This is a genomic window from Vibrio sp. KUL78 (assembly GCF_059725505.1).
The window spans coordinates 29886-51909 of sequence record NZ_AP045838.1 but is presented as its reverse complement, the minus strand read 5'-3'; the positions used below and the strand labels follow the sequence as shown (position 1 = coordinate 51909).

The window sequence follows — 22024 nt, the reverse complement described above, 5'->3', positions numbered from 1 at the left end:
AGTGCTAGAGCTATTTACAGAGTGCTTCTAAGTGGAACTAGAAGCACTCTGCCCGGTGCTCAAAGTGATTGGGGTTGGTAAGCGTATTAGGGGTATTCTTACCTAACAGTAACCACACTTTGAGCATCACTTTATCTGTGAGACAGGTAACAAGCACAACTTTATACATTCTTAATTGCAATTTGCATTTTCAGCCTGAGTCCGCTCAGGCTTTTTTTTACATGCAAATTGTATCTATACCCTGACCTATTCGTATTTCAACCCCAACCTATTCGTATTTTCGAGCGTCTCCTATTTTGTCTGACTTGACAGCGATAGATAACATACCTCACGCAGTCATTGGTCTGGCCATCTCTGCCCAATAAAAGGAGTTGTTGGCTCGTATCACCTTATTCAATCCGATTTGAATCAAACTGAGGACATTGGTCATACGAGACAAATCGATGCTTTAATTATCTTGTCAGTACGGCCATACGGACAAAGATGTCAAAGCATCTCTTCCAATTTAAGAGGTAATCGACATGAGTAATGGAGCAAACAAAACACTGGACGAACAAGAGATGACCATCAAAGACTTAGTTAACACGCCTTTGAAAAAGGCCGCGTTGCTGGTGTTCATTCTAACGAATATAGGAATGGTTGCTGTACCAGCGGCACTTGCCGCTTATGGTGGAGCACTAGGTTGGAGTGCTGGCGAAGTCGCCTCAGCATCTGGCATCGGTTTTGCCGTCAATGAAGTCGTTCTTATTGCATCGGCACTATTACTGGGTAAACCGATCGTCGCGCTGGTTAAGTCCAAGATCAAGAATCGCTTTGGCAAGAAAAAATAACAGATTTTCTATCATTTAAATGGGGCTTCGGCCCTTTTTTTGTGCCTATTTTAAGCTGCGATCTAGGGTCTTGGAAAATTATTGCAACCTCAAGTATTAACCCTCGTAAAGAACTCCTATTTTGTGATTATCTTGTAGAAGCTTGATACTAGCTGCACGCCCACAGTTGGACACGGGTCATTGTTTTAATCAAGGATGCGACCAAATAGGTAATCAATATGACTGACATTAAAATTGCAGAAGCTCAAGTAAACGCACAAATCGATACAACCTACAACGAGGACTGCGATCCAGCAAAGACCTACGAGCGTATGGCATCGCCGGATATGGCGTTTTATGACGCTGTTAGAGCAACGAAAGAAGATAATACTCGACAACATGTCTACGATGATATCTTAGAAGCTCATACTGGCAATGCGTTCTTCGTCAAAGCAGGTCAAGTAATTCGATTCGAGCAGCGCCCAAGTCTGCACAATGGTCGTACACAAATAATCGACGTACAAATGATAACCCCAGACCTAGAACAATGGGCGGATCACCTCAACACCTCAGCATTAGAGGGCTTGAACTTAAGAGTAAACTCTGGCGTCTGGTCTCAGCGTCATAAGATGGAAAAAATGGCTACACTCGTTGAAGATGAGTTCCCATATGAAAAACTCGAAGAAGGGTTTACGCATATCTTCTACGCTGCGCACTGTAATGCTGATTGGCTCACGATGCTTTATGGTGAGGAAGGCAACGTAAACTCATGCAACGAGAACTTCCTTCATGGATTTCTACGTGTACCAGCGATTGCTAACATCGAAGATGACGAAAAACGCAGAGAGGTGGCTGTTTTTCATGCGAACCGAAACGACGTCAATATCTTCCAGCCCAACCGATTTACCCAAATGGACGGAGATATCACTCGCTGCGTGTTAGCACCAGCGCCGGCCGTTGACGACGGTGTGGGTGTAGAATTCTATGCTGAGAAGGATCAATACTTCGTCGTATCAAATTGTCCTTATGCGGATCAGCAACTGCCGTTTCCCGAGGCTCGACCGAATCCTGTCTACGTATCGGTATTCGATACTGGCATTAAGCCAGAACACCCTGGGATGAACAACCAAGGCTGGGAAAAGCAGGTTTGGGATAGAATCATGTCAAAAGACACCAGCGCAAAATAACTTAGTTTCAACCCATTAGCCCCTCCTAAAGGGGCTTTTGCTTTTAGCGTTTTTTTGTTTCTCACCAAAAAGTAACGCTTGATACTTTTCTCCGCGCTCACCACACCTACCCGATTACTCGAAAGAACATATCTACTTATCCTATTATTGCGCAGAGTTTATATCGCCCCAGTGTTAGACGGCCATAATAAATTTCAGTACTATAAATCCCGCATGAAATGTTCATATTGATTACCTCGAAGATGTGAATTCTTGCCTCAATCGGAACAGGCGGCCACCTGTTCCGATTACTCTCTTCAACTAACCACTTCACTATCATCACAAATAGAGCAACCATCGGGCACAAAAAAAGCCCAACACTTTCGAGCTGGGCTCATATTTCTATCTTGCTCTACTTACTACTTTATTTCACCGAATCGTTCTAAGTAAAGGATCGTCGCAGCAGTACGCGAAGGCACTTGCAGCTTTCTTAACAAGCTCTTCATGTGCACTTTAACTGTCGATTCAGAGATAAACAGTCGGTCGGCAATTTGCTTGTTTCGAAAGCCTTTCGCTACTTCTTGTAAGATCTGCATCTCACGTTCAGTGAGTGTGGTGAACACATCTGTCGCGTTGGCTCTTTCGTGAAGGTACGTTTTAATCGCTCCGCTGAACGCCTTGTTGCCTGAGGAAAGTCCGAGAAGCAAATCAACGATTTCATCAGGCTCAGTGTCCTTGAGCAGATAACCGTCCGCACCAGCCTTAACAAGTGCATCGATATCAGCAGGGATATCAGACACGGTTAAAATCACTATGTGACCTTGGAAGTCATCCTCTCGAAGCGCTTTAAGCGTGTCTAAACCAGACATTCCTTTCATGTTGAGGTCAAGAAGCACCAAATCTGGCTCGGTTTCTTTTGCCAATGCTACGGCGTCTGACCCATTACTCGCTTCCGCCACGATCTCGAAATCGTCTTCAAAGCTGAGTAACTGTCCTATACCACGCCTCATTAAAGGGTGGTCATCGACTAACATGACTTTACATTCGCTCACTTAGTGGCTCCTTAGTTCTTTGGAACGTGAATTGCACTTCGCAACCTTGATTCTCTGCAGAGGTAATTGAGAACTCAGCATTCAATCGTGTGGCACGTTCTTTCATAATACTCATGCCATAGTGGTCTAACTTTTCAATAGTTTGGTCAAACCCTACGCCATCATCACTAATTTTAACAGTTACAACAGCGTTGTCTTCCTCAATGCAGGAAACTTGTATAAAGGAAGCTTTGGCGTGCTTAATCGCATTAAGCACAGCTTCTCGGATCAATTGTAGAATATGGACTTGTTCGTTAGCCCCTAACTCAAGGGACGACATTTGATTGTCCAATTTTATTGTAGCGCTCGTCTGCCCATCGAGTTGGTTCAGCATCTCAGTGAGCGCTTCCCCAAACGTTCCCTCTTTTATCGACAACCTGAACGTCGTTAATAACTCACGGAGCTGAATATACGCATTATCTAAGCCTTCGCGAATATCGTCTAGTACGCCTTGAGATCGGCTTCCCTCAAGAGTATCTATTTCCTTATTAAGCGAGCGATTGAGTAGTGTAACCTGTATCTTCAAATAAGACAGTGATTGTGCGAGAGAATCGTGAAGTTCACGAGCGATCGTCGCCCTCTCTTCCATCAAAATTAACTGCTCGGTTTGACGTTGGGTTTTGTTGTAGTAGACCGCTCGAGACAAGATCTGCACAAAGTTATCAATGAGCTTTTCATCTGGACACGGTAACTCTATTTGATATCTAAGCTCGCCTAAAACTTCGCCGTCAAGCTGCAGTTGCTTTATACGCTCAGAATTACCATTGAACTTCCCTTCACTAGCAACCCAAGGCGACCCTTCAACTTCTGTCACTTGAAGTTCGACCGCGGTAATTCCTTCAACACTATGGATGTAGCTGAGTATGGCTCTGAAATTTTCATGTGAGATTCGTGTCGCGGTCAGCTCTTGTGAGGATTGGTATAGCACCTGAAGTGACTGATTCGCGTGTTGGAGCTTATGCGTTTTTTCATTCACTGCTCCTTCTAGCCCTCGATAGAGCTTACCGAGGTCCTCAGCCATATTCTTGAAGGCTTTGCCCAAGATCCCAAGCTCATTATCTGAGTTAACATCCACCTTGACGTCAAACGATCGATTTTGAATCTGTTCACTTGCAGAGATAAGCTGTCCTAACGGCCTAACGATTTGTTTGCGGACAAACAACACCACATAAACGGCCACGATTAATATTCCACCTAACCCAAGACCACCAGCCCAAGCTAATCGAATAAGTTTATTTTCTGAATGCTCTTGGAGTTTAAGAACAAAATGGTCGATTCGGTCTACAAAATCCGCTACCAAAATTAGATATTGCTCGCGTTCTTCGCTAATTAGCACTTCCTTAAGTTCGTGCCAACGAATAATGAGTTGGTAGTAATCATTGGTGATTTCTTCTGGCACATCCCAAGACTGCAACGCTTTCATTGAAGGGGAATAAAGAGAGCGTTCAAATTGCTCCACATGAAGAAAATAGAGCGGCGAGTTAACCTGCATATCATGCGCTAAACGATAGCTCTGCATACGCATAGAGCCTGAAACATTAACCGCTTCGGCGTCATTCAAACTAGACGCAAGTGTCAAAATAGCGAAATTAGTGGTCAACACGGATAGCAAAAGTATGAAAATCATAGCTTTAGCTATTGTTCCCGTTACAGATTTAGTCGGTTTTCTCATGATCCATTCATCTCGTCAAGGTTTCAGACTTGTCCAACTTCAACCTCTCTCTTGGTGGCTACACTATCCTTCTCTATTGTCGGTAATTTATTGATCCAAAACAAGGTTGCACCTTAATTACCTCCTTGGAGGTATTTATACAAATGTGTCCAAAACTACAATTTATATGACTATAAATTAAGGATTGTTAACAGAAAAGATGCGCTAAACTCTCAGTAACGCATTTTTTTATCGGTGTGGTGAATGGTAGATATCGCAAAACGTCGCTTTTTTACGAGAAAAAAAATAGACACATCGCAAGTCAAACTCCCTTGGGTTAACAATTTACAACAGTTTACAGACTTATGTACTCGTTGCGGAAAATGTGAAGAAGTTTGCGAAACGAGAATTATTCAAAAAGGGGATGGCGGATACCCCTCGGTCGACTTCACAATTGACGAATGTACGTTTTGTTACAAGTGTGCAGAAATCTGCCCAGAGCCTATATTTAATAGTGCTGACACCGAACCATGGAGCGCAAAAGCCGGAATCTCCGACACCTGCTTAGCAAACAACAATGTTGAATGCCGAAGCTGTGGTGATAGTTGTGAAACGATGGCGATTACCTTCAAGTTGCGCGCGGGTGGTGTTGCGTTACCTCAATTGGAGCTAGCGGACTGCAATGGATGTGGAGCATGCGTCTCTATTTGTCCTACTTCCTCTATCTCAGTGAGCAATGTTTAAAATCAGAATTAAAAATAACAAAGAGAAGACCGTTTAATGTCACTAAACGAAGTGCATATCTCAAGTTTGGTAGTTAACTGCAAGGCTGAACACCTTGCGGAAGTGAAAAGCGAAATCGAGAAATTCGATAACGCGGAAATTTATGGGGACAGTGAGGAAGGCAAGATTGTTGTCGTCCTTGAAACCGAGAATCAAGGTTTCGTCACTGACACTATCGACGCTATCAACAACTTACCTAATGTCCTCACCTGTGCTTTGGTTTTTCACCAAATCGAGTCCGGGTTAGACGACGATGAAAACAACACTGGAAGTAACCATTCCCAATTAGAGGGTGAAGTATGAAAATGACAAGACGTGCGTTCGTGAAAGCGAACGCAGCGGCATCAGCGGCAGCTGTGGCGGGTATTACCCTTCCTGCATCAGCGACCAACCTGATTGCTAGCTCCGACCAAACAAAAATTACCTGGGATAAAGCACCTTGTCGTTTCTGTGGTACAGGCTGTTCTGTACTAGTAGGGACGCAAAACGGTAAAGTTGTTGCGACCCAGGGTGACCCAGAAGCCCCAGTAAACAAAGGTCTAAACTGTATCAAGGGTTACTTCCTGTCTAAAGTTATGTACGGTAACGACCGTCTAACTCAGCCTCTTCTTCGCATGAAAGATGGTAAGTTCGACAAAGATGGTGAATTCACGCCTATCTCTTGGGACGAAGCGTTCGACATCATGGCGGAGAAATGGAAAGCATCTCTCAAAGCTAAAGGACCAACAAGTATCGGTATGTTTGGCTCTGGCCAGTGGACCGTTATGGAAGGCTACGCTGCTGCGAAAATGATGAAAGCGGGCTTCCGTTCAAACAACATCGACCCGAACGCACGTCACTGTATGGCGTCTGCAGTAGTTGGCTTCATGCGTGCCTTTGGTATCGATGAGCCGATGGGTTGTTACGATGACTTCGAGAACGCTGATGCATTTGTGCTTTGGGGTTCTAACATGGCAGAGATGCACCCAGTATTATGGACTCGTATTACTGACCGTCGTCTAAGCCACCCTCATGTTCGCGTTAACGTTCTATCTACGTACTACCACCGTTCATTTGAGCTTGCGGACCATGGCTACATCTTTAATCCACAGTCTGACCTTGCGATCGCAAACTTTATTGCTAACTACATCATTCAAAACGATGCGGTTAACTGGGACTTCGTGAACAAGCACACGAACTTCAAGCAAGCTGATACCGATATCGGTTACGGTTTACGCGACGACGACCCACTGCAAAAAGCCGCAGCTAACCCTAACTCTGGCAATATGAGCGATATTTCGTTCGAAGAGTACAAAAAGTCTGTTGCGCCTTACACGGTAGAAAAAGCTTCTGAAATTTCAGGTGTAGAGAAAGAAAAACTGATTGAGCTTGCTAAGCAATACGCGGATCCGAACACCAAAGTGATGTCTCTTTGGACTATGGGTATGAACCAACATACTCGTGGCGTATGGATGAATGGCTTGGTTTACAACATCCACCTACTGACCGGTAAGATTGCAACTCCGGGTAACAGCCCATTCTCATTGACAGGTCAGCCATCAGCATGTGGTACTGCTCGTGAGGTAGGTACTTTTGCTCACCGTCTACCTGCAGACATGGTTGTAGCGAACCCTAAACACCGTGCAATCGCCGAGAAAGAATGGAAACTGCCTGAAGGTACCATTCCACCAAAACCTGGTTTCCACGCAGTTCTGCAAGACCGTATGTTGAAAGACGGCGTACTCAACTGCTACTGGGTGCAATGTAACAACAACATGCAAGCTGGTCCTAACATCAACGAAGAGCGTCTACCTGGTTACCGTAACCCAGAGAACTTTATCGTTGTTTCAGACCCATACCCAACTGCAACAGCACAAGCTGCTGACCTTGTTCTGCCAACCGCTATGTGGATCGAAAAAGAAGGTGCATACGGTAACGCTGAGCGTCGTACCCAAGCTTGGTATCAACAAGTTGAAACTGTGGGCGAAGCTAAGTCTGACTTGTGGCAAGTTATGGAGTTCTCTAAGCGCTTCAAGATGGAAGATGTTTGGCCAGAAGAGCTTCTAGCGAAAGCACCAGAATACCGTGGCAAAACCATGTACGACATGTTGTTCAAGAACGGTCAAGTCGACAAGTATCCAATCGAAGAAGCACGTGAACTCAACGATGACGCACACCACTTCGGTTACTACGTTCAAAAAGGTCTGTTCGAAGAGTATGCCGCGTTTGGTCGCGGACATGGTCACGATTTAGCTCCGTACGATGTTTATCATCAAACCCGTGGTCTACGTTGGCCAGTTGTTGATGGTAAAGAGACGCTTTGGCGCTACAAAGAAGGCTCAGATCCATATGCGAAAGCAGGCTCTGGCTGGGACTTCTACGGTAAACCAGACGGCAAAGCTTGGATCATTTCAGCACCATATGAAGCGCCACCAGAAGTACCAAATGACGAGTTTGACTTGTGGCTATGTACCGGCCGTGTTCTTGAGCATTGGCACACAGGTACTATGACCCGTCGTGTTCCTGAACTGTATAAAGCAGTGCCTGACGCGGTATGTTATATGCACCCTGAAGACGCCAAGTCGCGCGGTATTCGTCGCGGTGAAGAGGTCCTCATTGCTAACAAACGCGGTGAAGTGCGCGTACGTGTTGAAACACGCGGTCGTAACCGTCCACCTCAAGGTCTGGTATTCGTACCATTCTTCGATGCTCGTATCCTAATCAACAAACTGATTCTCGATGCGACCGATCCTCTGTCCAAACAGACAGACTTCAAGAAGTGCCCTGTTAAGATCACGAAAGTGGCTTAAGCGAGAGCGAAATTGGAACGTGGCTACTCTCAAGAGTTTTTAGAGTAGCCCCTCGAAGAACTTGCCTTAAGGCGGAGAAACAAAAATGAAAAAATTGATTGTTGCTATTCTCTCTGTTGGTGCACTTATCGCTGGCGTAGCACAAGCAGAATTGAATAACCCGGGTGGAACTGGTGGTCTAGATTCACTCCGTGGTAGTACTAACCTTGAAGATACTCGTCCTGCGGATGACTTCAAACACACACCTAAAGACCAACTGGTAGAGAGTTCATATGTGTATCAGCCTCCACTGATCCCTCACCAAATTCGTAACTATGAAGTATCGCTTAACGCGAACAAGTGCTTGGCATGCCATAGCTGGAAAAATGCGAAAGAAGCAGGTGCAACCAAAATCAGTGTGACTCACTACATGAACCGTGAAGATGCTGTGTTGGCTGATATGTCCCCTCGTCGCTACTTCTGTCTTCAGTGCCACGTACCTCAAGTTGACGCTCAACCATTGGTTGGCAACGACTTCGAGCGCGTTGATTCATTGCGTACTGAATAGCCAATTGAAGTAGAGAGAGGCTATCTATGAAAATTCTAAAAGCGTTTTGGAAACGTCTTAAGTCACCAAGTAAAGTCGCGGCAGGTGTTGTCCTGTTCCTAGGCTTCTCTGGAGGACTTTTGTTTTGGGGTGCGTTTAACACGGGTATGGAAATGACCAACACCGAGGAGTTTTGCTCGGGCTGTCATGCTCCTATCGTAGCGGAAATCCAGGAAACCATTCACTGGTCAAACCGTTCAGGTGTTCGTGCTATCTGTTCTGATTGTCACGTTCCACATAATTGGACGGATAAAATCATTCGTAAGGTTCAAGCATCGAAAGAACTATTCGCTCACTATGTACTCGACACTATCGGTACAGAAGAGAAGTTCCAAGCTCGTCGTGGACACCTAGCAGAACGCGAATGGGCTCGATTGAAAGCTAACGATTCATTGGAATGCCGAAACTGTCATGAGTTCGACTTTATGGACTTCTCTGAGCAGGGACCACGAAGCGTTCAACAACACTCAACTGCCCTAGCATCGGGTGAGAAAACTTGTGTAGACTGCCACAAAGGTATCGCACACCGCCTACCTGATATGGAAGGCGTGGAAGGCTGGCAATAAAGGAGCACTAAATGAGTACACTAGAGTCGGTTATTTGGCATGTTCTTGGCTACGCAGCTATGCCTGTCATTATCCTGTCTGGTTTTGCCGGTGTAGCAGCGGTATCACTTTGGCTACTATCACTAGGTAAAGATAAAGAAGTGTAAGTTATTTCTGATAACTGGGAGGCCTCGCAGCGTTGCGAGGCCTTTTTTTTCTAACGTAAAGTTTCTCGTCTATAGTTAAAATTCAATAAGCTCAATAAATTAACGAATAAATGAGCGTCAGATTTTGCTTGCTGCTATAGGACGAAGTCCCCACCTATGGATACTAAAAAACGATCAATACGGAAGTTGTCAATTCGACGTGTCGTCGCGCTTTTTAATCACTCTAGCGATTACAATAATGGCATTGATATCTGCTGCTGTTATCTACTCATTGACTAAAGAGCGAGAGATCGAGAGTACTCTGGAAACCTATCAACTAGTCTCTTCTGTGGTTTCTAATCGACTTGAACAATTCGATAGAGTGGGCCAACAAGCGGCATATCAACTTGGTTATTTACTCAACTCGACCCCAAAAGGAAAGACACCGGCCGAGCTTATTGACTTGTTCGGGGCAGCATTTGTGGGTAACGAGTTTCTTCATAGCATCTATATTGGCTACGACAATGATGATTTCCTTCAGCTCTTCAATGTGAAACCAGAGTACATCGCGAAACAACTGTCTTTACTCGACGATGAGACTTGGATGGTTGTCGCTCATGTCACTGTCGATGGTGAGCGGTTAAAAAAGGACAAGATATTTCCTAAGTGATTTGACTGTGAGTCGTGAAACGGTAGAAGTCAGTCACTATTATCCCACTCAACGTAACTGGTATTCGCAAGCTCAGAGCAATGCAAATACGGTACACAAAACAGCGCCTTACCTGTTTCACAATCTGCGTGTGCCGGGACAAACGTATTCCATCAGACTCCCTGAGCGCGATGCAGTGATTGGTGTCGATATCTCTTTGGCGTCACTTGGCGGCCGGTTTGAAGACAGTTTAGATCACATCGATCTGCTTCAAGAGTCAAATGTCTACGTGGTTGAATCAAACGGTAAAATGATCGCAGCTAGCTCCTACGACTCCAAAAGCCGTGGTTTACCCCAAGTGACAGCAATGCCACTCACGGATGACGAAATTACTCTGGTTGTCGATTCACCTCCTCTCCAGCTCTCCAATCAATCCGACTGGGAACCCTTAGACTTTACGATTGCAGGTGAACCATACGGTTTAACCGCCGATCTCTTTACTCTCATCTCTGATGCAACAGGACTTCAGTTTCAGTTTGTGAATGGCAGAACGTGGGAGGAACTCGTCGAAGACTATCAACTAGGAAAAGTCGACATTTTGCAGTCTGTGGCTGAGGGGAGTGATCTCGCAAACGAACAGTTAGAGGGAGACACCCTCTACACTGTCGACTACGCACTCGCTACACGCTCCGATGAAGCAAAGATATCGAGCTTAGATAATCTTGGTGAAAGATATATCGGTGCAATTGCTGGTTGGAGCATCATGGACGCGATACAAGAGGCTTATCCAGACCTCACCATTTATTACTATGATTCCTACGAAGAGGCATTCAAAGATCTCACCTCACAGCGTATCTCAGCTGTATTGGATATCGCCGAAGTATTACAAACTAAAGTCGACCGTATCAAACACCAAGGTATATCGCTGCAGGTTTTAGAGCCACATCGCCTATTGCCCAATCGCTTTACCTATCTAGCAAAAAAAGACCTAGAGCCCTATGTTGCCCTCATCAATAAGAGCCTTACACACTTAGAGGAAACCGGAGTGGTAGCACGGCTTAAAGCTAAGTGGTTTGAGACGTCAAGCGAAAGTTATGGTCACTTCGCAAACCAAAATATCCTCGATAAACTCTCACAGCCAAAGTACTTTGGCACTATTAGTCAGGCCACTATAGAAGGTATTCCGCACTTCATTTATCTTGATAAAGTAAGCAGTGAACCAAATGAATATTTAATTATCTCAATCCCGACACAGAAAATTCTTGAAAAAGCTTATCGCTACGTTGCCGTCAACGTTATGTGGATATTAGGCACACTGATCATCGTCCTACCTATAGCCTGGTTTGCGAGTACGCCGCTCTCCACACCTATCAAACGCCTCGTTATCGAGACTAAAAAGATAAAACACAGGCAATACAACAAAGTTACCATCCATAAAAGCTCGATTTCCGAGCTAAACCAACTCTCAACTTCCATCTACGATATGGCACAGTCACTCGAGCAATTCCAACGCTCTCAAGATGAGTTTATTGAGTCGGTTATCCAATTGGTCGCGAAAGCCATCGATGATAAGTCTCCATACACAGGAGCGCACTGTCTGCGTGTGCCAGAGCTCGCTCTCATGTTGGTTCAAGCAGCTGAACAGGACAAATCTAAGGCTTTCAGAGCGTTCCGATTTGAAAACGACGATCAACGCAGAGAGTTCAGAATCGCCGCTTGGCTTCACGACTGCGGAAAAATCACAACACCCGAGTACGTGGTTGATAAAGGCACCAAGCTAGAAACTAATTACAACCGGATTAATGAAATCAGAATGCGTTTTGAAGTATTGTGGCGTGACGCAGAAATCGAGGTGTTAAAGCAGCAGCTTAATGAACCCGAGAGCATTGGGCCACTCATGGCTCAACTCGACGTTCGTAAAAAAGAGCTAATGGCTCAATTTGATTTTGTCGCAAAAACCAACGTCGGCGGCGAGTTCTTAAGTGATGAAGACAAACAAAAACTGAATGACATTGGTAGCCAGACTTGGGTAAGGCACTTTGATGACCGATTAGGGTTATCCCCAGTTGAAGAACTCCGCATGCCTAAAGAGCGACCTACATTGCCGACCACTGAAACATTGCTCAGTGACAAAGTCCAGCATGTCATCAAACGCACAGCTGAGGTGACATTCCCACCAGAGCTTGGGATTAAAGTCGATGTACCCGAGCATCAATATAATCTAGGCGAGCTGCACAACTTGTCGATTTCTCGGGGGACGCTCACACCTGAAGAGCGTTACAAGATTAATGAACATATGATTACTGGGATCAAGATGCTAGATAGCATTCCTTTCCCAGACTACCTTCAAAATGTGCCTCGCATTGCTACCACGCACCACGAGACAATGAAAGGCACCGGTTATCCAAGAAAGCTTAAAGGAGAGGAACTCTCTATCCCCGAACGCGTTCTCGCTGTCGCCGATATATTTGAAGCATTAACCGCTGGAGATCGACCATACAAAAAAGCGAAGACGATAAGCCAATCATTGAACATTCTTCATAAAATGGCGCTAGATGAGCACGTGGATATAGAGGTATTCCGATTGTTTATTCGCAATAAAATCTATCTTAAGTATGCGGAGCGATTTCTATCTGAAGAGCAAATCGATGAAGTTGATGAAAGCCAATACCTCTAATTGAGGTATTGGCTAATTGAGCGTTAAGGGGCGGTGTCTATCTCGACTGGAAGATAGTGTTTTCCTTCTAGGTGCAGCCACTCAGGGATCACCGTACCCATCGAAATGGATGACCACGTACCTGAGAAGATGCCGATAAACATTGCCGTCGCAAACCCTTGCAATGCATCACCTCCCAGTAACCAAAGCGCTCCGACCGTTATCAATGTCGTGCCCGATGTCACCATAGTTCTGGCAAATGTAGCAATGACAGCTTGGTCACTGACATCAGCCGTTCTCTCGTTTGGCTTAAGTTTTAGAATCTCACGAATACGGTCTGCAATAATGATCGAGTCATTTAAGGAGTAACCCAAAATCGCCAATATCGCCGCAAATACGGTTAGGTTGAACTCCATTTGCGTTAAGGCAAAAAAGCCCAAAACCAGCACGACATCATGAAGTAACGCGGCCAGTGCACCACTTGCCAAACGCCATTCAAACCGAAAGCTTAGATAGCCTAAAATACAGAGCAAACATACCAGTAACGCTAGACCACCTTGGTCATAAAGCTCTTGGCCCACCTGTGCTCCTACTATGCTGTCACTTACGATGTTTGAGCTTGGATAGGCATCGGCTAGAGCTTGTTTAAATGCGTTGTGCTTCTCCGCACCTTGATCTGCCGCATAGCGAATCGTCCAACGCCCCTCTTCTCCAGACTTAGTTACAGAGATGCCCTCACCTAGCACTGGCGTTAATGTATCTCGCAGTTCACTTTGTGTAGTCGCGCTAGAAAGTTGTACTTCGGAAACAACACCGCCAGTAAAATCTAGGCCAAAGTTCAGCCCTCGCATAGCAACGGCCGCGATAGACAGAACCACTAATGCAATTGATAACACGTTGGTTAGATAACGAATACGTCGAATATTAGTCTTAAAGAAATCTTTCATGCTTAAACCCTCACCTCACGACGAGTGTCGCGCCCCCAAATTAAGTTAATGATTGCGCGGGATGCAAAGATCCCTGTAAACATACTGGTTAGCAGACCAAGCCCTAGTGTTAGTGCAAAACCCTGAATAGGGCCATTACCGATGGCATAGAGAATCACGGCAGTGATCATAGTCGTGATGTTGGCATCAAGAATAGTGGCAACTGCCGAATTGAATCCTTGATCAATAGCCTGTGCAAAACTTCTGCCTTCAGCAAGCTTATCTCGGATGCGTTCAAAGATGAGCACGTTGGTATCCACTGCCATGCCCACTGTTAATACCAAACCGGCAATGCCAGGTAGCGTCAATACCGCCCCTGGTACGAGAGCAATCAGCCCTAATAGACATGACATGTTTAGTATTAACGCGACGTTAGCAACCCAGCCTAAACGGCGATACCAAAGCGCCATAAACGTGAGAGTAAGACCTAAACCCAGCGCTAGTGCAGCAAAGCCATTTTGAATGTTCTCAGCACCTATAGAGGCGCCAATAGTGCGTTCTTCAACAATCGTGACAGGTGCAGTTAATGAACCTGCTCGCAGCAACAATGCCAACTGCTGCGCCTCTTCGAGATCACCAGAGCCTGTAATTCGGAACTGGCTTCCTAACTGAGATTGTATCGTTGCGACACTAATGACTTTCTCATTACGCTCAGTTTCGCCGCGCGCATTAACACCATATTCTCGATACACTGTCGCCATCGGTTTACCAATATGAGTCGCCGAGAAATCGCTCATCTTCTTACCACCAGCATGATCGAGAGAAATATCCACTTCAGGGCGATGCATTTGGTCAAAACCAACGCGAGCATTGACGATGTGTTCACCGGTCAGCACAGGCTTCTTCACAAGCGTGACCAATTTTCCTTGGTCATCTTTGATTTTTAATGTCGAGATAGGATTTGATGATGTGCTCACTTCATGAAACGCAAGGCTTGCCGTCGCACCAATGACGCGTTTGGCCAACGATGGATCTTGAACACCCGGCAGTTCAATTCGGATACCTGTACTGCCTTGACGCTGCACCAATGCCTCGGTAATACCCAGCTCTTCAATGCGCTGACGCATGATTTTAAGGTTTTGCTGCATGGTCAACGTTTCAAATTCTGTGTACGACTGCGCTCGCATTGAAATGGAAAGCGCGTCACCCTCGCCTTTTGCCTGCCATTCAGGGTAATTTGCATTGATGAACTTACGAACGGCAATCTCACTCCCTTTTTCGTTAGATGTCACGAGAATGCCCGTGTGCTGGTCGGCTCTAACAGTGACACCAAAAACTCGTTCTTTACGTAGCTCAGTTTTAATTTCATCAATAACAGCATCACGCTGCTCTGAGACCGCCTGATCAACATCGACATTGAGTAAGAATTGCACCCCTCCACGCAAGTCAAGACCAAGCTTTATTGGCGTAAAGCCCATCGACTGCAACCACTGAGGGGCCACGGAGGTATAGGAATAAGACATGGTGTCATCTTTACCAACCCACTCACCCAGTACGTTTCGAGCCTTGGTTTGGTCAACTTCATTGTCAAAGACGAGCTGAGCCACGTTGTTTTCAAGCTTAATAGACTTAGAATCTACACCCTGCCCTTCAAGTAGAGAGCTAAGTTTAAATGGGCTATTTAAGTGGTCGTTGGTTTGACTCAATTTGATTTCAATAGCAGGTTTCTCGCCAAACCATGAAGGCATGGCACTCAGTGCCAACATGACACAAGTAACGATTAAAACCAGATACTTCCAAGTGGAATAATGGTTTAGCACTGCTCTAGATTGTTTTTTTGTACGCATAATGTTTCCTCAGCCTCAAGAGACTGAAAATAAAATAGAACCAAGCTCAAAGCTCCCGCGACAAATTGTGCGCGAGCATGAACGTTTTATTCAGATAATGGAGATTATGCGTAGAGTGAGTTTAAGTAGACGTAGAGGGTATTTCCGTCTTTCCAGCTACTAAGTCGGTGCTGCGACGATGCATAACGGAAATAAAAAGGTGTGAGTAGTCGAGTCGTCCCATTGACAGCGAATTGCTCTAAGTAGCAAGGGGCACCAAAGTCAGCAACTTGTGTGTAGTGCGGTGTTTCTTGCTCTCGAGATTCATGGCCGCCACCAATCCATCGCCAAGATGACAGAATACCTTGAGCATCATGCTCACCAAAAGAGTTCGAGGTTGGTCGAGTTGGTTTATTCGGTGTTGACTGGCGCTGGTTTAGCCTGTTTGCAAGCCGAGATGAAGGTTCATGCGATATGGCTAGGAAATGATTATATGACGACGATTGCCACGTTGTTCCCGCTGTATTAAGCCTAGTATCCTTTATATCAGACGCAGCCATTCCCATTGGCGCGAAAAACGCGACAATCAAAGATAGAAAAAACGACAAACCGAACTGACTCAAAAGGAAAAACCAATATTAGTTGAAGATCTGCATTATGTTCCCATACTTCTTCAAAGACAAATAAAAAAAGCTAAAACATAGGTTGGTAAATTAGCAGTCATCTTGAGGTAACAAAGCTAAGCAACTATATTCAAAAAAGCAGTGGTGGAATGGAGTTGGCAATGGAACTGTCAAAGAATGAAAGACTTACCTTAGTCAAGTACGCACTCGGTGTGTTGGACGGCTGGGGCGCGTCGAATGAACAAACAGAAGCTATCTTAGAGCTATCAAAAGAACAGCACGCGCGACTAAAAGTGACGCCGGCTACTGTACCTATTGGACCCTCTACGTTTGAGCGCGTCCACCTCATCGTAGAAATCGACGGTCTATTGCGAACCGCATTCGAAAGCTCTCACTTTATCAATAATTTCATCAACGTCAGAAACAACTCAACCGTTTTCAATGGCTATGCGCCCATTGAGCACATCGAGCACGGTGATCTCACGGCGATAAAACGTCTAAAACAGTGCGTAAGAGACATGGCTAGAGCCGCAGAGAAAGAACGAGATCAGTCTCCTTGGTAACTCCCAGGTTAGAACACTTCACCACTTGCCACATTTAAGTAGATCTTGTGTTCGGTTTCTATTCCGCCGCAGTAGGTGAAGTACACACTATCCTGGTGATTGATTGATTTTATCCAACCACCAACTTCCTCAAAGTCAGCAAGGCGACATCGACGTTGTCGAATAAGCTTAGTACTCGCATCGAGAAAGGCTTCTTGATAGCTCATATAGTTGTCACTGTTTTCGATGTAATCTTTAAGTACATCTAGCCAAACTTTCCCCTCTAGCTTAACTTGCTTAGTAGAGAGTGACGTTGAATCAACCCATTGCGATACTTCTTCAGCGCCCTCTTCTAACTGGTAAATTGGCGCTATACGTATCCAGTCACCGCGTCTTTCCATGACACTTAAACGCTCACCATAATAGGCAATACCATCGGGCACAGAGTTGGTTTCTGGCTGAGTGTAGACGGTTTCCGAAGCTCGTGAGACGTAATAATGAGTCGGTAAAGGAGCTGGCGCAGGAGAGGGCTCTTCAATCGTTGTTGGCTCAACGACACTATCGGCAACCGTTTCTTGGCGTGCTTCGTTTTTCGCTACGGGTTCATCTTGATCAAAGTAACCCAAGTAATAGGCGACAGCAGCACCTATACTAAGCAGTACCGTCAACGCCCCAAGTGCCATTGCTATTTTCTTCAAACTCATTTACCTGCTTTCTTTTTTGACGCACCTCTGTATCGGCGTGATTGCCAAAGAGTTTAATTGATTGTGGTTTGAGTGGGCATGCAGATCGTCAATAAATGGGCTCAAGTCGATGAATATGAAAAATTTTTCTCGCCACTTACATTCACGCGCGAAATGTTTATGTTAACATTTCTCACTATAACAACGACTAAACTATCAACAACGCCAATGCTAGTACTAGATATAGATAACAATAATAAGCACTTACTACACGATCTACAGCCATTCTCTGCGTCAAAATTTTCAATCGTGATGTGTGATTAAGCTCGAATGTCGAGAGCTATCACCTAATATACCTTTAATAAGATTACATAAAGCGGATACTGCGCGTATGAAGTATATCTTTTGCCTTATTCTTACCATGACGCTTACTTTAAGCAGTCAAGGTTTTGCTGCACCCTCGAATCATGATGCCAAGAACCAAACCTTTACTATTGGCGTTTTAAGCAACAAAGCACGTAAACATATCGTTTTCTCATCTCCACTCGCGAAATATGTCAGCCAAGGGCTCACTGACTATGGTTATACCAGCGGTCGCGTAAAAGTCACCGACTCTATCTTTGAGCTTGGTCAATGGTTGGAAAACGGCGAAGTCGATATGGTATCGGAAACACTTTTTGCTGCTCTAAAACTTCAAGAAGATTACCAGGGGGACATCGTTCTGCGCCGATGGAAAAAAGGTCATCCAGAGTATCAGACCGTATTCTTTGCCCGAAAAGATAGCGGTATCCAGTCTCTTGATGATCTACATGGAAAAATCCTAGTCCTAGAAGATAGAAGCTCTACGTCTGGGTTTTATATGCCGATACAGAGCTTACTCAGCCATCAATTAGAAGTAACCCCTCATTTTTCACTTCCAAAAACGCCAACAGCGGATAAAGTTAATATAGTACTGGCTTCAGATATTTTGCGTCGAGCAGACGAAATTTCGCTCTCAACATGGGTCGCCCACTCTCAAGCCGATGTTGGTGCTTTTTCCAACACAAACTGGGAAGACTCAGGGGATATGCCACCTCATATTAAGCCAGGAATGGAAATTATTCATCGTACTGAATTTGTCCCTCGTAGCGTTATTTTACTTCGAGGTGATTTAGACACAACTGTACGCTCTGCAATCATCGAAATCTTGGTCAATGCTAACAAATCAGAGGAAGGAAAAGCTGCGCTTTATAAATTTCAAAAAACCACTAAGTTTGATCGTTTGTCCAAAGAGCGGTTGCAGTCTTTAGCAGACTACAACCAATCCCGAGTTCAAATAGAACAGTTATGGTTAAATTAGGTTGGTTATAAGATGAAGTTAAACTTAAGACTACAAGGGCAGTATATGCTAGTGACCTTTGCGCTAGCCGTAGTCATGACGTTGACCAGTGCTGCAGTGCACCTTTGGCTATCGTCAAACCACTCTGAAAGGCTGTTGCAAGAACTCACCGTTCAAAACAGTAAGACATTTAGAACCGAACTAAGTAAGCGTGCAACTCAAATGTCAACATACCTTGCTGAGGCTATGTTCGACCCACTTTACATGTATAACCTTGAAGAAGCAGGTTACCTAATCGAGCCTTTGCTTCAGATGGAAGAAATTGAGCACCTGATTATTTTCGACAAGAAAGGCAACGTCTTTCATGATGGAGACCCTTCTTTAGAGCAACTAGGAAGGCCTGTTAACTTCGCTGTTGATGTAAAGCAAGTTATAGCGAATGGCAAACCGATTCATATGTTTATGGAATCAAGCCTAGTCGTTATTCGCCCTATTCGAGCTGCCGATGAAACTATCGGTGGGATTTACCTAGAAATGTCTCTAGACAAGGTGGATAACGAAATATCTGCCATGGCTACGCTTATTGAAGCGACAAATAAGCGCTCTCAAGATGAGCTATATGTCGGAGTGTTGGCTGCAGCGGTTCTGCTTCTGTCACTATCTGGATTAATGGCCGCTATAATATCGAGAAGATGGAGCCGCCCACTTGTTCAGCTTACCAAGCAAGCCGAGTCTATCGGGCGCGGTGATTTCAAACTTGCTCAGACAATGAATAGCGAGGAGCGAAAAGACGAAATCGGCAATTTGACCCTCGCTGTACAATCGATGGCGACCAAACTAGAGCATCGTACGCAGAAGATTTCTCACTTAGCTTATCATGATGCACTTACGGACTTACCCAACCGCACGCGTTTCATTCAGCATTTGCAAGGAACTATCAAGTCGTATCCAGCAACGTCATTTAGCGTACTCTTCCTCGATCTTGATGAGTTTAAGGTCGTCAACGATAACTATGGCCATGACAGTGGCGATTTCCTGCTTATGCGCATTGCAGAGAAACTCACCCGTTGTGCACGAGAAATTACCAATGATCATCCGTTAACCATGATTTCCCGCATAGGCGGGGATGAATTCCTAATGCTGATTCCACATCTAAAAACAACAGAAGATGTCGACGCTGTTGTTAAGAAGATTTTCTTAGCGGTACGATCCCCAATTCTGATGGAAAATGAAGAGCTTGTTGTGGGTGGTAGTATCGGCATCGCTCGCTACCCAAGGAATGGAAAGACAGCTGAAGACCTAATCAAGAATGCAGATATTGCCATGTACCGCGCAAAAGCTGATGGCAAAAACACACACAAAGTATTCACACCCAAGATGTTCAAGTCTGTTGTACATCGCGCCAATATTGAAAGGGAGCTACGCCGCTCACTCGCGGATTTACAGCAGTTTGAATTATGGTTCCAACCTCTTGTGTGCCTCAAAACAGGACGGGTTATGGGTGCTGAGTCCTTAGTGAGATGGCGCCATCCAACACTTGGAATTGTGCCTCCTGGTGATTTTATTCCTATTGCCGAAGAAACCGCTATGATTCTGCCTTTAGGTCAGTGGCTAATTGAACGCTTGTGCTTTCAAATTCAGCAATGGATGCCCTATTTCTCACACGACTTCCATGTTTCGATCAATATTTCGTCGAAGCAGCTCTATCGTCAGAATTTAGTTGAGATGTTCGCGTTTTACATGGAGAAATACCATGTGCCACCGCACACCATTCGTATGGAAATTACTGAGAGCTTGCTGTTACAAGACGAAGATGAGGCAGAAAGAACGCTAAAGGCTATCCGTGCGAGTGGCATCGAAGTTTGGCTTGACGACTTTGGTACTGGTTATTCATCGCTTAGCTATCTACGCCGATTCACTGTCGATGGCATCAAGATAGATCAGTCATTTGTCAGAGACATTATCGCTGACTCTAAAGACCAACAGCTCGTCCAAGCAATGGTTGCAATGGCAAATAACCTTGATCTCCTCGTCGTAGCTGAAGGAATTGAAACGCTTGAACAAGCGGAAAAACTCGCACAAATTGGCTGTGAGGTAGGACAAGGGTTCTACTTTGATAAACCAATGCCGGTCGATGATTTTGTGCGAAGGCTAATTAACGAGAGTAACTCGAACGTCGTAGAGTTCAAGGTGTAAGGTGTAGGAACAAGGGCATTCTTTCTTATCGAATGCCCTTAGTTATTCTATTGACGGTTTAAATGTTGGTCGACCTCAACGGCCAACGCAACCGATGCCCCTACCATTGGGTTATTGCCCATTCCGATAAAGCCCATCATGGCAACGTGAGCCGGTACCGATGAGCTACCAGCAAATTGCGCATCAGCATGCATTCGACCCATGGTATCTGTCATACCGTAGCTTGCTGGACCCGCTGCCACATTGTCCGGGTGAAGAGTTCGACCTGTACCGCCTCCTGATGCTACAGAGAAATATTTTTTGCCCAAAGCAAGACGCTCTGATTTATAAATACCAGCGACCGGATGCTGGAATCGCGTAGGATTAGTCGAGTTTCCGGTTATGCTGACATCGACATTGGCTTCGTGCATGATAGCTACACCCTCACGAACATCATCCGCCCCATAACAGAGAATTTCTCCACGCTCACCTTGGCTAAATCGCTTACGGCTTACTTCTTCTAGTTCACCCGTCTCATAATGATATTGGGTTTTGACGTAGGTGAATCCATTGATTCTAGAAATCAAATAAGCAGCATCTTTACCTAGACCGTTTAATACGACTTTTAGCGGTGATGTTCGAGATTTATTGGCGTTCAATGCAATTTTGATTGCGCCCTCTGCCGCGGCAAATGACTCATGACCGGCTAGAAAAGCAAAACACTGAGTTTCTTCGTTAAGGAGTCTTGCAGCCAACGCACCGTGACCAAGACCAACTTCTCGCTGTGACGCCACACTTCCCGGCTTACAAAATGCCTGAAGCCCTTCACCGATACTGAGCGCAGCCTGTTGAGCATTATTTGCCTGACGATATAGAGCGAGTGCACCACCCAATGTATACGCATTGCAAGCGTCTTCAAACGCGATGGGTTGTGTCTCTAAAACGAGTTTCTTTGGATCGATATCTTGCGCTAAGCAGTATTGGTAGGCTTGCTCTAAATGTATCGAAGCCCATTTCATTTAATAGTGATTGTTTAGTGGTTGGCATAATAGGTACCTCA

The 22024-nt window shown here is 45.1% G+C and carries 19 protein-coding genes and 1 pseudogene; 13 read left to right on the top strand and 7 right to left on the bottom strand.

The annotated features are described in order from the left end of the window. Window positions 1-521: 521 nt before the first annotated feature. The gene (locus AC6I8Y_RS16870) at window positions 522-830 is read left to right on the top strand and encodes a hypothetical protein (protein ID WP_128650297.1); all 309 of its coding nucleotides are present in this window, start codon (window positions 522-524) and stop codon (window positions 828-830) included. A gap of 218 nt (window positions 831-1048) precedes the next feature. After that, on the top strand, window positions 1049-1996 hold the full coding sequence (locus AC6I8Y_RS16865) for a DUF1989 domain-containing protein (RefSeq protein WP_498022313.1): 948 nt from the start codon (window positions 1049-1051) through the stop codon (window positions 1994-1996). A gap of 398 nt (window positions 1997-2394) precedes the next feature. Here AC6I8Y_RS16865 and AC6I8Y_RS16860 read toward each other — a convergent pair whose 3' ends face one another. Together AC6I8Y_RS16860 and narQ are read right to left on the bottom strand one after the other, a co-directional pair. Continuing rightward, window positions 2395-3027, bottom strand: coding sequence for a response regulator (locus tag AC6I8Y_RS16860; protein ID WP_128650294.1), 633 nt, complete (start codon window positions 3025-3027; stop codon window positions 2395-2397). Next, on the bottom strand, window positions 3014-4741 hold the full coding sequence (narQ, locus tag AC6I8Y_RS16855) for a nitrate/nitrite two-component system sensor histidine kinase NarQ (RefSeq protein ID WP_394150510.1): 1728 nt from the start codon (window positions 4739-4741) through the stop codon (window positions 3014-3016). Before narQ ends, AC6I8Y_RS16860 begins: the two co-directional genes overlap by 14 nt. A 240-nt stretch (window positions 4742-4981) precedes the next feature. Between narQ and napF the strand changes: the two genes are divergently transcribed. From napF to AC6I8Y_RS16815, 8 genes are all read left to right on the top strand, one after another. Further along, window positions 4982-5461 carry a ferredoxin-type protein NapF gene (napF, locus tag AC6I8Y_RS16850; RefSeq protein ID WP_394150357.1) on the top strand — a complete coding sequence of 160 codons (480 nt, stop codon included), beginning with the start codon at window positions 4982-4984 and terminating at the stop codon, window positions 5459-5461. A gap of 36 nt (window positions 5462-5497) precedes the next feature. Next, a complete protein-coding gene (locus AC6I8Y_RS16845) occupies window positions 5498-5803 on the top strand; it encodes a chaperone NapD (RefSeq protein WP_042471229.1) in 306 nt (101 codons plus the stop codon). Then, window positions 5800-8289 carry a periplasmic nitrate reductase subunit alpha gene (napA, locus tag AC6I8Y_RS16840; RefSeq protein ID WP_498022312.1) on the top strand — a complete coding sequence of 830 codons (2490 nt, stop codon included), beginning with the start codon at window positions 5800-5802 and terminating at the stop codon, window positions 8287-8289. The genes AC6I8Y_RS16845 and napA overlap by 4 nt, the downstream gene beginning before the upstream one ends. Before the next feature lie 85 nt (window positions 8290-8374). After that, window positions 8375-8836, top strand: a complete 462-nt coding sequence (locus AC6I8Y_RS16835) for a nitrate reductase cytochrome c-type subunit (RefSeq protein WP_042495465.1) — start codon at window positions 8375-8377, stop codon at window positions 8834-8836. Between the two features lie 26 nt (window positions 8837-8862). Beyond that, window positions 8863-9441, top strand: coding sequence for a NapC/NirT family cytochrome c (locus AC6I8Y_RS16830; protein WP_394150353.1), 579 nt, complete (start codon window positions 8863-8865; stop codon window positions 9439-9441). A gap of 11 nt (window positions 9442-9452) precedes the next feature. Next, window positions 9453-9587 carry a TIGR02808 family protein gene (locus tag AC6I8Y_RS16825; RefSeq protein WP_081935794.1) on the top strand — a complete coding sequence of 45 codons (135 nt, stop codon included), beginning with the start codon at window positions 9453-9455 and terminating at the stop codon, window positions 9585-9587. 238 nt (window positions 9588-9825) lie between these two features. Then, window positions 9826-10236, top strand: coding sequence for a hypothetical protein (locus AC6I8Y_RS16820; RefSeq protein ID WP_498022310.1), 411 nt, complete (start codon window positions 9826-9828; stop codon window positions 10234-10236). A 7-nt stretch (window positions 10237-10243) separates the two neighbouring features. Beyond that, window positions 10244-12892 carry an HD domain-containing phosphohydrolase gene (locus AC6I8Y_RS16815; RefSeq protein WP_498022308.1) on the top strand — a complete coding sequence of 883 codons (2649 nt, stop codon included), beginning with the start codon at window positions 10244-10246 and terminating at the stop codon, window positions 12890-12892. 23 nt (window positions 12893-12915) lie between these two features. Here AC6I8Y_RS16815 and secF read toward each other — a convergent pair whose 3' ends face one another. The 3 genes from secF to AC6I8Y_RS16800 form a co-directional block, all read right to left on the bottom strand. Further along, window positions 12916-13818: a protein translocase subunit SecF gene (secF, locus tag AC6I8Y_RS16810; protein WP_498022307.1), complete on the bottom strand. Its 903-nt coding sequence runs from the start codon at window positions 13816-13818 to the stop codon at window positions 12916-12918. 2 nt (window positions 13819-13820) lie between these two features. Further along, window positions 13821-15644: a protein translocase subunit SecD gene (secD, locus tag AC6I8Y_RS16805; RefSeq protein WP_498022305.1), complete on the bottom strand. Its 1824-nt coding sequence runs from the start codon at window positions 15642-15644 to the stop codon at window positions 13821-13823. 104 nt (window positions 15645-15748) lie between these two features. After that, a complete protein-coding gene (locus tag AC6I8Y_RS16800; RefSeq protein ID WP_498022303.1) occupies window positions 15749-16246 on the bottom strand; it encodes a hypothetical protein in 498 nt (165 codons plus the stop codon). Between the two features lie 161 nt (window positions 16247-16407). Here AC6I8Y_RS16800 and AC6I8Y_RS16795 point away from each other — a divergent pair, with 161 nt between their 5' ends. Then, window positions 16408-16809, top strand: coding sequence for a hypothetical protein (locus AC6I8Y_RS16795; protein WP_394150346.1), 402 nt, complete (start codon window positions 16408-16410; stop codon window positions 16807-16809). Between the two features lie 8 nt (window positions 16810-16817). On the opposite strand, the gene AC6I8Y_RS16790 is transcribed toward AC6I8Y_RS16795, so the two are convergent. Beyond that, the gene (locus AC6I8Y_RS16790; RefSeq protein ID WP_498022301.1) at window positions 16818-17492 is read right to left on the bottom strand and encodes a hypothetical protein; all 675 of its coding nucleotides are present in this window, start codon (window positions 17490-17492) and stop codon (window positions 16818-16820) included. Window positions 17493-17862: 370 nt separating this feature from the next. Between AC6I8Y_RS16790 and AC6I8Y_RS16785 the strand changes: the two genes are divergently transcribed. Next, window positions 17863-18810 (top strand): phosphate/phosphite/phosphonate ABC transporter substrate-binding protein, encoded by a 948-nt coding sequence (locus AC6I8Y_RS16785; RefSeq protein WP_498022300.1) that lies wholly within the window; start codon window positions 17863-17865, stop codon window positions 18808-18810. 12 nt (window positions 18811-18822) lie between these two features. After that, a complete protein-coding gene (locus AC6I8Y_RS16780; protein ID WP_394150343.1) occupies window positions 18823-20985 on the top strand; it encodes a bifunctional diguanylate cyclase/phosphodiesterase in 2163 nt (720 codons plus the stop codon). Between the two features lie 47 nt (window positions 20986-21032). On the opposite strand, the pseudogene AC6I8Y_RS16775 reads toward AC6I8Y_RS16780, so the two are convergent. Next, a pseudogene (locus AC6I8Y_RS16775) lies at window positions 21033-22011 on the bottom strand (GGGtGRT protein). Window positions 22012-22024: the final 13 nt, after the last annotated feature.